This is a genomic window from Aurantiacibacter suaedae (genome assembly GCF_005434915.1).
Taxonomy (GTDB): Bacteria; Pseudomonadota; Alphaproteobacteria; order Sphingomonadales; family Sphingomonadaceae; genus Alteraurantiacibacter; species Alteraurantiacibacter suaedae.
In genome coordinates, this window is the sequence record NZ_SKCG01000003.1 from 609,202 (window position 1) to 620,276 (window position 11,075).

At 64.3% G+C, this 11,075-nt stretch carries 9 protein-coding genes and 1 tRNA gene; 2 read left to right on the forward strand and 8 right to left on the reverse strand.

The window, feature by feature from the left end:
- Positions 1–51: 51 nt before the first annotated feature.
- Together E0473_RS13785 and purC are read right to left on the reverse strand one after the other, a co-directional pair.
- The gene (locus E0473_RS13785) at positions 52–2,094 is read right to left on the reverse strand and encodes a DUF3857 domain-containing protein (protein ID WP_241657513.1); all 2,043 of its coding nucleotides are present in this window, start codon (positions 2,092–2,094) and stop codon (positions 52–54) included.
- Positions 2,095–2,191: 97 nt separating this feature from the next.
- On the reverse strand, positions 2,192–2,998 hold the full coding sequence (gene purC, locus E0473_RS13790; RefSeq protein WP_137681451.1) for a phosphoribosylaminoimidazolesuccinocarboxamide synthase: 807 nt from the start codon (positions 2,996–2,998) through the stop codon (positions 2,192–2,194).
- A gap of 187 nt (positions 2,999–3,185) precedes the next feature.
- On the opposite strand from purC, the gene E0473_RS13795 reads away from it, so the two are divergent.
- A complete protein-coding gene (locus tag E0473_RS13795; RefSeq protein WP_137681452.1) occupies positions 3,186–5,435 on the forward strand; it encodes a TonB-dependent receptor in 2,250 nt (749 codons plus the stop codon).
- Positions 5,436–5,517: 82 nt separating this feature from the next.
- Here the strand turns inward: E0473_RS13795 and E0473_RS13800 are convergent, their stop codons facing one another.
- Together E0473_RS13800 and wrbA are read right to left on the reverse strand one after the other, a co-directional pair.
- A complete protein-coding gene (locus E0473_RS13800) occupies positions 5,518–7,977 on the reverse strand; it encodes a PhoX family protein (protein WP_137681453.1) in 2,460 nt (819 codons plus the stop codon).
- Between the two features lie 110 nt (positions 7,978–8,087).
- Positions 8,088–8,690: an NAD(P)H:quinone oxidoreductase gene (wrbA, locus tag E0473_RS13805; protein ID WP_137681454.1), complete on the reverse strand. Its 603-nt coding sequence runs from the start codon at positions 8,688–8,690 to the stop codon at positions 8,088–8,090.
- Positions 8,691–8,880: 190 nt separating this feature from the next.
- Between wrbA and E0473_RS13810 the strand changes: the two genes are divergently transcribed.
- Positions 8,881–8,955, forward strand: a tRNA-Phe gene (locus E0473_RS13810).
- Positions 8,956–8,980: 25 nt separating this feature from the next.
- Here the strand turns inward: E0473_RS13810 and E0473_RS13815 are convergent.
- The 4 genes from E0473_RS13815 to infA are packed head-to-tail and all read right to left on the reverse strand — an operon-like array spanning position 8,981 to position 10,944.
- Positions 8,981–9,151, reverse strand: a complete 171-nt coding sequence (locus E0473_RS13815) for a DNA gyrase inhibitor YacG (protein WP_137681455.1) — start codon at positions 9,149–9,151, stop codon at positions 8,981–8,983.
- The gene (locus tag E0473_RS13820; RefSeq protein ID WP_137681456.1) at positions 9,148–10,101 is read right to left on the reverse strand and encodes a ribonuclease; all 954 of its coding nucleotides are present in this window, start codon (positions 10,099–10,101) and stop codon (positions 9,148–9,150) included. Before E0473_RS13820 ends, E0473_RS13815 begins: the two co-directional genes overlap by 4 nt.
- Positions 10,094–10,681 (reverse strand): Maf family protein, encoded by a 588-nt coding sequence (locus tag E0473_RS13825; protein ID WP_137681457.1) that lies wholly within the window; start codon positions 10,679–10,681, stop codon positions 10,094–10,096. The genes E0473_RS13820 and E0473_RS13825 overlap by 8 nt, the downstream gene beginning before the upstream one ends.
- Before the next feature lie 11 nt (positions 10,682–10,692).
- Entirely contained in the window at positions 10,693–10,944 is a 252-nt protein-coding gene (gene infA / locus E0473_RS13830; protein ID WP_119592050.1) for a translation initiation factor IF-1, read from the reverse strand.
- Positions 10,945–11,075: the final 131 nt, after the last annotated feature.

Below are 11,075 nucleotides of genomic sequence, written 5' to 3' on the forward strand. Positions count from 1 at the left end.
GCCGCACCTTGTGGCGGCATCCAGCTGAACCTGCAATGTCCTCGGCTTGGTTCAGCCAAGGTCGGCCATGCAGGCGGAGTAATCATCGAGCCAGTCGACTTCGTCCGTGGCGGGAACGCGCTGCTGCTCACTGGCCGAGAAGTCGTCGTAGGGATCGAACTCGATGCGGGCCATCGAGTTGTCGAAGTCCGCAAGGCGGGCATTGTCACGCTCTGCCAGATCGCGATCCACTTCGGGTTGCTCGGTGCGTGACACGCGGATCATGCGGATTTCCTTCCCGCGCCGCTCGAACGCGCGGCGGAACGATGTGCCATACATCCTGGTCGAGAACGCGGTGTTGTAGGACCACTGTTCGGGCTTTGTATCGGCGGGAAGCCGCACGGTGGTCACGTTGCAGGTGAAGTCCACATCCTTGATGAAGGGAGCGTCCTGATCCTGGTCGCTGCTGCGCTGGCGGCGTTCCGGAGGGCTGAAGCCACCACCCGGCAAGGTCAGCGAGAAGCGGTCGCCGCTACGCTCGTCCCAGTCGGGAAGGCCGGTGCCGACGATTTCGAGAATGCTGGCCTGATGGTCGATATCGAACCGCCAGGTTACGTCGTCGATGGTGTCCCAATACGTCGATCCGGCGAGCTGGTTGCGGAAGGCCATCTCCAGTTGATCGTCGGTGGCGGCAGAGAACTGCGCATATTCGACCAGCGCTTGCGGGCCTCGCATGATGCGGGTCTGGCGGAGCCGAGCGGGCGTCTCGAAGCCTTCTCTGGCATCGATGTCGTGGAGAGCAATAGTGCGCGGAATGCTGTCCGGCTGCCATTCTACTGGGTCGAGGTTCGAACCAGTCTCGGTCAGCGGCAACACCCAGCGATAGGGCAGGAGCGGGCGCTCGCTCGGTCGGGCGACGGCCGGAAAGGTGCCGTCTAGCCAGTAGGTCTGGCCCTCGATCTCGGCGCGCACCAAAACGTGATCGAACAGCATCGGGCTGGGCAAGCGCTGGTCGAGCCCATCATCGATCCCGGCGTTGCTGGCGAGCACTGCCTGCGCCGGGACGCCGAGTTCGTCGAGCAGGGCGAGCAGCAGCGCGGTCTTGCCCTTGCAATCGCCATAGCGACGTTGCCACGTCTCTTCGGCGCTGGCCGGAGTCAGCGCGCCGTCATTCAGGCCGACGTAGATATAGCGCACCTGCTGTTCGACCAGTTCGAGCGCGGCGGCGGCGCGGACCATCGGGTCGGCATGGCGCGCCGCGATGCGTTCGGCTTCGCGCCGGACTGGCGAATCTGGCCCAAGCTGCCGGGCACTGTCGAACAGGCCATAGATGCGCTGCGAGACCGCTGGCCAACTCGGGAAATCGGAGAATTGCAACGTTCGCTGCCAGGCATAGCGCGGAGGGGCATCGCGTGGCGGGCTGAAGGCCGGGGGATTGTCGGCATCGATCACCAGCGAATTTGCGGTGCGCGTGGCGAAAGGCTCCAGCCCTTCGGCGAGCACAATCTCGGGCTGGGCACCGTCGGCCCAGTCGAGCGCGATGCGGAAGCGACCGGGTGGCGGAACGTCGGCGAGGAACAGCAGGCCATAGTCGCGATCCGTCAGGGTGGGGCTGCCGCTCGGCACGGTATAGGCGATTTCCAGCTCGTCTCCGATGCGCAGGTCGGGCACTTGCAGGGTAGCCGTCAGCAGCCCGTCGATCCATGCCTGTTCGAGCTGGTTTTCGCGCCGCAGCACTTCGAACTCATGATCGGCAAGGACGTCGATCGTTTCGCCATCGCGAAGGATGTTGAGCTTGTGCACTGTTGGCGTGCCAGCAGCCGGGTTCCACGTGATTGCGATATTGCCCAGCGACAGCGCGTTGGGTTGCAGCAACATCGCCTGAAAGGCGCTGTAGGTGAATTGCCCTTCGCTGCCGAAGTGCGTTTGTGTTTGTTGGCGCCGAAAGAACACCGCCCCGTGCGCATCTTCCGGCGCAGCCAGCGCCGCGATTTCGTCTACCCATTCAGGGGCAGGCGCGAGCGTGACCCCGTCGTTCTGCGCCAAGGCAGCAGAGGCCGTGGATAGAGCGAGCGAAAGGATGGTGAGCCGAAGAGCCGGAAACGATGATGTCATGGGAGCATCATCGCCGAATAATCCTCGGAGACAAGGCGCAATCGCTACAAGACACAAGCAAATTTGACCGGTCTCGCTTGGGTTCGCCCTGTGCGGCTTACTTCTTGGGCTTGCCCGGTGTCGGACGCATCCGAGAGCGCATCGCGTTCATATCGACCACTTCGCCCGGACCGTTGTCGTCGTCCTGCAGCAGGCCAAGACGGCGGGCGACCTCCTGATAGGCTTCCTGCTCGCCGCCCATGTCGCGGCGGAAGCGATCCTTGTCGAGCTTCTCGTTCGTTTCGAAGTCCCACAGGCGGCAATTGTCGGGGCTGATCTCGTCGGCGAGGATCACCCGGCTGTAGTCGCCATCGAAGATGCGGCCGAATTCCAGTTTGAAGTCGACCAGACGGATGCCGATCGCGGCGAACATGCCGCACATGAAGTCGTTCACGCGGATCGCCATGGCGGCGATGTCCTGCATCTCTTCGGGGCCAGCCCAGTTGAAGCAGGCGATGTGCTCTTCGGCGACCATCGGGTCGTTCAGCTCGTCGCTCTTCAAGTAGTACTCGATCAAGGTGTGCGGCAGCGGTTCGCCTTCTTCGATCCCCAGACGCTTGGAGATCGAACCGGCGGCCACGTTGCGCACCACCACTTCGAGCGGAATGATCTCCACCTGCCGCACCAGCTGCTCGCGCATGTTGAGGCGGCGGATGAAGTGGGTGGGAATGCCGATGTGGGCCAACCGCGTGAACACGTGCTCGCTGATGCGGTTGTTGATCACACCCTTGCCGTTGATCGTGCCCTTCTTGGCGGCGTTGAAGGCGGTGGCGTCATCCTTGAAGTACTGGATCAGCGTGCCCGGTTCGGGGCCTTCATAGAGGATTTTGGCCTTGCCTTCGTAGATCTGGCGGCGACGGGACATGGGCAAACCTCGTGGTTGAAGAACAATGTCTGCGAACAAAAGCGAGCGCCCCGGCGAACGAAGACCCTCGTGTCTCCGCATCAGCCGGGGCGCGAAGCGGCACCCTATACACGCGGCTTGGCGCTCTGGCAATTGCGGCTTAGCTCCCTTGCGGCTAGGCGGCTGCGATCCATCAGGGGGGTAAGCAATGAGATATTCACGCAAGGTCGCGATGGCGGCTGCTCTCTCTATCGGCCAGTTTGCCGCACCGGCGTTGGCACAGAGCGACGACACAGGCGACGGAGACGATATCATCGTGGTCACCGTGAAGAACGAGCAGACCGCGCTGATCGACTTTCCGGGCGCTGTCACCGCCATTGACCAGGGCGAGCTTCAGGCCCGCGCCATCGCCGACATCTCGCAGCTTTCTTATGCCGCACCGAACGTTGCGCTCGATACCGTGGGTACGTTCAAGGGCGTGGCCAATTTCTCGATCCGCGGGCTTGGCATCAATTCCTCTATCGTGTCGGTCGATCCGGCGGTGGGCCTGATCGTCGACGGGGTTTACCTAGGGATCAACGCGGGCGCGGTGTTCGATACGGTCGATATCGCGCGGGTCGATATCCTGCGCGGGCCGCAGGGCGTGGCCTTCGGGCGCAATGTGACCGGCGGCGCGGTGCTGGTCGAAACGGGCGAGCCGACCGACGAGTGGGAAGGCCGTGCGCGCCTCGCTTACGAAGGGCCTGTCGATTCGGGTCGCGGCTCGGGCATGTGGAGCGCGCGCGGCGTGGTCTCGGGGCCTCTTTCGGATGCCTTGGCCATTCGCCTTGCCGCGCTGCACAGCAACGACGCAGGCTATTTCAAGAATGAGTTCGATGGCGCAGACTTCGGCGCATCGGAAACCACCGTTCTGCGTGGAGCGATTCGGGCCCGGCTCAGCCCGACCTTCACGCTCACCGCGAAGGGCGAATATACCAAGGTCACCGGCGAAGGCGCGGCGGCGCACAACAACGGGCTGTTCGCGCGCGATTCGTTCGGGCTTTCGATCGATGAGCGCGGCCGCCACGACAGCGAGACGGGCTTCGTAGTCACCCGCGCGGAGTTGGAGCTGGGCGAGGGCAAGCTCACCAACATCTTCGGTTGGCGCTCTTACGATGTGTTTACCCGAAACGACATCGACAGCTCGCCCAATCCGATCTTCTCCTCGGACACGCTGACCACGCAGGAGCAGTTCTCGAACGAGCTGCTCTATTCGCTCGACAAGGAGGGTTGGCATCTCTCGACCGGCGGCTACTGGTTCACGCAGGATGTCAGTTATGACGAGATCCGCAACCTTGCCACGCCGCAATTCGGCGGCGGCAAGCAGACGCACGATGTCCTCGGCCTGTTCGGCGAGCTGGGCTTCGACGTGACCGAACGGCTGACGCTTACCGCAGGCCTGCGCTCGTCGCGCGAGGTGAAGGATGCGCAGGTGACCTATGTCCGTCCGCGCGCAGAGTGTTCGGTGATCGCGGGCACCTGTCCTATCACCGGCGAGCGCGTGCCCGGCGAGAACAACGGCTTTGCCGATAAGCGCGCGTGGGAGAACTGGTCGCCGCGGCTGGTTGCCAGCTACGACGCCAGCGACGATGCGCAGATCTACGCCAGTTGGGCGCGTGGCTATCGCTCCGGCGGTTACAACTTTCGCATCACCCAACCGGCCTCGTTCGAGGAGGTGGCCGCCGCGCTCGGCTCGCCCGCCTATGACGAGGAGCGGGTCGATACCTTCGAGCTTGGCGCAAAGTGGCAATCGCCCGATCGCACCATCTTCCTGCAAGGTGCGGTGTTCCGCAGCGAGGTCGACAATATGCAGCGCGAAGTCGTGGTGAGCAGCCCCACCTCTGGCCTGGCGCAGTCGGTCTATAACACCGCTGATGCACGCATCACCGGATTTGAGGGGGAGGCAACCTTCCGCGCTGCGCCCGGCTTCGAATTGGCCGCCAATGTCGGCTTCACCGATGCGGGATACAAGCGCGTGTTCTACGACATCTCGGGCGATGGCGTGATCGACGCCGCCGACCTCGCGCTCGAGCTGCCGCGCGCGCCGCGCTGGACTTTCGGCGGTAGCCTTTCCTACGAAGCCGACCTGTGGGGCGACAAGTTTGTGCGTGCCTTCGCCACCTTCCAGCGCCGCGACCGGTTCGCCTATTCGGACAACAACTTTGGCTATAACGCTGCCGCCAACCGGGTCGATGCATCGCTCGCTTTGGGTTGTCACGGCTGCGGGATCACGTTGAGCCTGTTCGGGCGCAACCTGCTCGACGAGGTGCAGTTCGGGGCCGACGCCGGGCTGCCGTTCTCAGGCGGGCCGTTCTCCGATGGCAACGACCGGCCGTTCGATCCGAGCCCGGCGCAGGGTACGTTCTCGCCCATGGCCAAGGGACGCGTTCTGGGAGTGGCGATCGAGGCCGACTTCTGACCGCTTCGGGCAGACTTCGACGCAAAGAAAAACGGCGGGGATCGCTCCCCGCCGTTTTCGTTTTCACTGGTCGGTGTTGGGCCTAAAGGCCGACGATCCCGTCAGCATCGCGGGTGATCACCACCACGCCCGAGCGCGGCCGGCCCGAGGTGGTGCCGCTCTGGCTTTGCGGCCAGTTGCTGCCCGGTGCATCGTAGGTGCCGTTTTCGCCCGGATGCTGGATGCCAACGAACAGCGTCCGTCCGTCAGGCGTCGTATCGACGCCGGTAATCTCGCACTGTTTTGGCCCGACCAGAAAGCGCTTGAGCGTTGCCGCCGTGGCATCGGCGCCGGCAATGGTGGTCTGCTGCGCGGTCGCGCCGGTCGCGTCCATGTTGGTGATGGTGACATTGCCGCCATCGCCCACCTGGCCCGGCAGCGCCGCCAGCATCATGCAGTTGGAGCGATCGGTCATCGCGCCATCGTCGGTCTGGATCCACAACAGAGGATTGACCTGACCGGCCGCGTTCTGATCGCGCGAGAACCACAGGCCGTCGGGGCTTGAGAAGTCGTTATCGGCGGTCAGCCCCGAAATGTTGATGTCGGCGTCGGCATCGGCCGAGTCGGCACCGAACAGGTAGATGTCCCAAGTGAAGCCGGTGGCCGCGCCATCGTCACCCGCCTCGCGCAGGCGGATGATGTGGCCGTTGGGGTTTCCGTACTGGTCCTTGCCGTCCTTCGGGTCGTTGTAATGGCGCGGGTTGGCCGCATCGGTGTCGTTGAGCGGACGGTTCGCGGCATTGTTGTTGGTGAGCGTGAGATAGACCTCGCCTGTCACTGGGTTCACCGCGGTCCATTCGGGCCGATCCATCGGCGTTGCGCCGACCGCGTCAGCCGCAAGGCGCGGGTTGACGAGGATGTCCGCCTGGCTCTCGAACACATACTCAGGAAAGCCGCCAGTTGCCGGGCGGTTGGGCACCTGGCCGAACACCAGCGGCAGCCACGTGCCGGAGCCATTGGCGTCGAACCGGGCGACATAGAGTGTGCCATTGTCGAGATACTTGTCGCCCACGGCGAGGCGGTCGGAAGCATTCTCGTCGGCCGCGTCCCAGTTACTGGCCGAGACGAACTTGTAGAGGTACTCGCGGCGCGAATCGTCGCCCATGTAGACCGCCACCTTCTTGCCCGGTGTCAGCTTGCCCATCCACGCGCCTTCGTGGCCGAAGCGGCCCAGCGCGGTGCGCTTGCGCGGCGTAGAGCCGGGGCTGTAGGGATCGATTTCGACCACCCAGCCGAACTGGTTAGGCTCGTTGCGATAGTCTTGCGTGGCAGCTCCGGTTCCGGCGCGGGCGTCCCAGCGGGTGAAGATGTCCTGAGTGGGCGTCGCGGTTGACCATGAATAGTTGCCGGTGGTGCTGCGCACGCCATAACGGGCGAGCGCGGTCCGCTCGCGCACGCTGCGGTTCGCTTCGTCTGATTCAGCACCCGAGCTGGGGCGCTTGAAGTAGCCGGCCCAGTTCTCTTCGCAGGTCATGATCGTGCCCCAGGCGGCATAGCCGTTGGCGCAGTTGTTGATCGTGCCGCGCCCGGAGGTGCCCGACGGCGAGAACTTGGTCTTCAGGTAGTCGGTCCCGGCGACCGGGCCCTTGAAGGTGGTGCCCGTGTTCGGGGTCACGCGGCGGTTGAAGGCGCTGTTCTGCACATAGGACCAGGCGCCGCTACCATCGTCGCTGACTTCGACGAAGCTGAGGCCGTGGCACTCGATCTCCTTAATCGCCTCCGCAGCGGGGCGCGGACCGCCCGAAAGGTTGGTCGGACCGTTGGGGTGCAGATAGGTCTCGGTGATGTTCTCGTGGTTCTGCACCAGAATACCGCGCGCACTGGCGCTGTAGTCACGCTGGCCAGCGGCGTTGAGGCCGAAGAAGTGCAGGGCATCGCCATGGTCGCCGATGCGCGAGGCGAAGTCGGTATCGGTTCCGTCGTTGGCATAAGCAGGCGTGCCTGCGATGATCGGATCGCCCAGCGCGGTAAGCACGCTCACCGAATAGCCGGCGGGGACGGTGACGACATCGTCGAGATTCTTGGGCACCGCATCGAAGTTCAGCGCGGCCGGGCTTACGGTGATAACGGTCTCATCGCTCTGGAGGCCGTTCTCCGCCGAAAAGCGGAAGGTAAGGGCGGTGGCCTCGGCAACGGCAGGGGCCACGAAGGTGACCGTGTTCTGATCGATCATGACCAGGTCGACCGCCTCCCCGCTGACCTGCGACCAGCTGTTGCCGCCGGTGCCACCGGTGACGCTTCCCTGCAGGGTAACAGCGTTGCCCGACGTGGTGGCGGCATCTGCGCCTGCATTCACGGTGATGGCCGAACCCTGCTGCGCATCGTCGTCGTCGCAGGCCGAGAGCAGGGCGCTACCGAATACCGCGAAGGCGCTGGCTTGCAGCCCGCCGAAAATTGTCTGCCGGCGCGAATAGCGTTCGTCGATGATGGCGTTGAGCGACCGGTTACTCGATTCGTTGGTATCGACGTCGCCGTCACTGTAGCCGATTGAATTATTGGACATTATCACCCCCATTCAGGACTTGGTGCTCCTGAATTAAGGGGTGATTTTGACGCGCCGAGGTCCGTTCGAAGGCAACTTGGCGACAGTTTGGTGTCTAATGGGTGTCCTGTCTAGCTTGCGAGCTTGGCAGCCGTCGCACCAACGCGCTTGCCGAGGTAGCGGGCACCGGCCAGCTCGGTCTCGCTCGGCTGGCGCGCGCCGTCCGGCCCGGCAATGGTGGTCGCGCCGTAAGGAGCGCCGCCCTTGACTTCGTCGACCCCGTTCTGGCCTTCGAAGCCATAGTCGAGCCCGATGATCGACATGCCGAAGTGCAGCATGTTGGTAATCAGCGAGAACAGCGTCGTCTCCTGTCCGCCGTGCTGCGAGTTCGAAGAGGTGAAGGCCGCGCCGGGCTTGCCGATCAGCGCGCCCGAGGACCAGATGCCGCCGCAGGTGTCGAGGAATGACGCCATCTGGCTCGGCAGTCGGCCAAAGCGGGTGGGGGCGCCGAACACCACGCCATCGTAATTAGCGAGCGCGTCCGGCCCTTCGATCAGCGGGTGGTTCTCGTTATGTGAAAAGCCGAAGTTCTCGACGATGTCGGTAGGGGCCGTTTCGGGCACGCGGCGAATGTCGCATTCGGCACCGCTTTCGCGCACACCGTCAGCGATGGCCTCGGCCATCTGGGAGGTGTGGCCGTAAGACGAATAATAGAGCACGAGAACGCGAGCCATGGTGTTTCCTTCGTTTGCAGGGTTTGCCAGAGGCAATGGGCGAGCCCCCGCACAGTTCCGGCTTCGGGAAAATTTGCGATAAGGGCAACAAAAGCGTTGGAAGGGCCTTGCCAAGCTCGCGCAGCTTCGCCATAGGGCCGCTTCCAATTTGCTCGCCGGGCGCTTCGAAGATGTCCGACGCAGGAGCAATGCCTGGGTAGCTCAGTGGTAGAGCAGACGATTGAAAATCGTCGTGTCGGTGGTTCGACTCCGCCCCCGGGCACCACTCCCCCCAAGGGGAGCGGTGTGGATCAGCTTTCCTTGGCGATATCTTCAGGATCGGCCGGCGGGCCGGGCACGGCATAGCCATCGCCGAACCACTGCGCGAGGTCGCGGTCGCGGCAGCGGCTGGAGCAGAACGGCGAGAATTCCTCGCTACGGGGTTTCTTGCAGATCGGGCAGGGGCGTGTGCTTGCAGTCATGATGTGAGTAGCTGGGCTTGCGGGGCCTCCAGCGCAAGGGCCGGATCGGTTTCGAGGCGGACCTGCTTGCCGGTACGGCGGGCCAGCTCATCCAGCCATTCCGGCTTTATCTTGGCTTTCAGCGCCGGGTGGACGCGCAGCGCCAGGATTGCGCCCGTTCCTTCCGCTCTTTCGCCCACGCGCATGGCGTAGCGCGCGGCAAGGCCGGTGCGGCTGGTGGCGAAGCGGTGCAGCAGCGACGGGCCTTCGAGCCGTGCCACGATATGCAAGAAGCCGAATCCGTTGATCGCGGTGCGCTCGTGCGGCCACTGTGCCAAAGCCTGCGCGAGCGCCTCGTCGATAGCCTTGCGGTCGGCCTTGGCGGCGAGGGTGGGAAAATCGATCCCGATGGAGCCGCCGAGATCGAATAGCGGCAACGCCTCCGCCAGGGCGGGTATGGCAGCCAGTGCCAGTTCGCGCGGCGGCAGGTCGCCGTCGATGTCTGCCAGCGTCATCGCCGGGGTGGCGCTGAACAGCAGCGCGCCGCCAGGAAAGGCGATTTCGCCCGAAGAGGCATTGTGCCACAAGTCTTCCCACATGCCGGTGGGGAAGCGATGCACCTCGCGGCCCTCGGTAAAGGGTGAGGGGCTGATGGCTTGCCTGTCATAGAGCCGCCCCTGCGCACGCTTGAGGCGACCACGCTCTGCGATCCGGGCGCGGGTTATCAGGACGTCGCAGGTGGAGCCTTCGGTGACGTCAGGCGGAAGACGGTCGACCAGCACCTCGGTGCCGCTGTCTGCAAGCGCGGTGCCGCGCTTCGAGCCAGACGCGCGGGCGACAAGTTTCGCGGACACTACCGAGCCCGCCACCAGTTCACCCGGCCATTGCATCTTTGCCGCCAGCGCCCGGTCGCCGTCGACCAGCAATGCGCGGTCTTCACCAATTCCGCGCTCGATCAGCCACTCAGCCAATGACGAACCCGGCGGCCTTGAGCAGCGCGCGTGTCTCGTATAGCGGCAGGCCCATCACGCCCGAATGGCTGCCCCTGATCCATTCGATCAGCGCCTCGGCCTGGCCCTGGATGGCATAGCCGCCCGCCTTGCCCTCCCATTCGCCGCTTGCGATGTAGGCCTCGATCTCCTCTTCGGACAGGCGCTTGAACTTCAGCTGCGTCTCGCTCAGCCGTTCGCGCAAGGTTCCATCGGGCGCCATCAGCGCCACGCTGGAAAGCACACGGTGGCGGCGGCCCGAGATCAGCGCCAGGCACTTGCGCGCGGTCGCCTCGTCCTCAGCCTTGGGCAGGATGCGCCGTCCGCAAGAAACCACCGTATCGCCCGCGAGCACGAAGCCGCTGCCATCGTGCGCAGCCTGCGCCTTTTCGCGCGCCATGCGTTCGGCGTAGGGGCGGGGGAGTTCGTCCTTGTGCGGGGTCTCGTCGATCTGTGCGGGCGCAACAGCATCGGGCGCAATGCCAAGCCGGGCAAGCAGATCGCGCCGCCGCGGGCTGGCCGAAGCGAGGATCAGGCGAAGGTCTGACAGGTGTGCGGCCATGACCGCGCGCTTTAACCGGTGTAGCCGGGCGGGCCGCCGCGACCGGGCATGAAGCGATAGGTAATGCGCGCCTTCGTAAGGTCGTAAGGCGTCAGCTCGCACAGCACCTCGTCACCGACCAGCACGCGAATGCGGTTCTTGCGCATCCGGCCAGCGGTGTGGCCAAGCACTTCGTGACCGTTTTCGAGCTCCACCCGGAACATCGCGTTAGGCAGCAGTTCGACCACCTTGCCGCGCATTTCGAGGAGTTCTTCTTTGGCCATATGTCGTCCGGTGCTTTCTCTTACTCGTCAGGCGAGTGGGCGGCGCCATAGACTGCAAACAGGCAAAAGGGAAGAGGCTCAGGTTAATGGCGCGCCATTCCTGCACAGCGGCGGAGCTTCTGCGCGATCCG

Excerpts from the sequence above, each read along its gene's own strand:
- E0473_RS13785 (WP_241657513.1), bottom strand. The coding sequence starts at position 2,094 with ATGACATCATCGTTTCCGGCTCTTCGGCTCACCATCCTTTCGCTCGCT.
- purC (WP_137681451.1), bottom strand. The coding sequence starts at position 2,998 with ATGTCCCGTCGCCGCCAGATCTACGAAGGCAAGGCCAAAATCCTCTAT.
- E0473_RS13795 (WP_137681452.1), top strand. The coding sequence starts at position 3,186 with ATGAGATATTCACGCAAGGTCGCGATGGCGGCTGCTCTCTCTATCGGC.
- E0473_RS13800 (WP_137681453.1), bottom strand. The coding sequence starts at position 7,977 with ATGTCCAATAATTCAATCGGCTACAGTGACGGCGACGTCGATACCAAC.
- wrbA (WP_137681454.1), bottom strand. The coding sequence starts at position 8,690 with ATGGCTCGCGTTCTCGTGCTCTATTATTCGTCTTACGGCCACACCTCC.
- E0473_RS13815 (WP_137681455.1), bottom strand. The coding sequence starts at position 9,151 with ATGACTGCAAGCACACGCCCCTGCCCGATCTGCAAGAAACCCCGTAGC.
- E0473_RS13825 (WP_137681457.1), bottom strand. The coding sequence starts at position 10,681 with ATGGCCGCACACCTGTCAGACCTTCGCCTGATCCTCGCTTCGGCCAGC.
- infA (WP_119592050.1), bottom strand. The coding sequence starts at position 10,944 with ATGGCCAAAGAAGAACTCCTCGAAATGCGCGGCAAGGTGGTCGAACTG.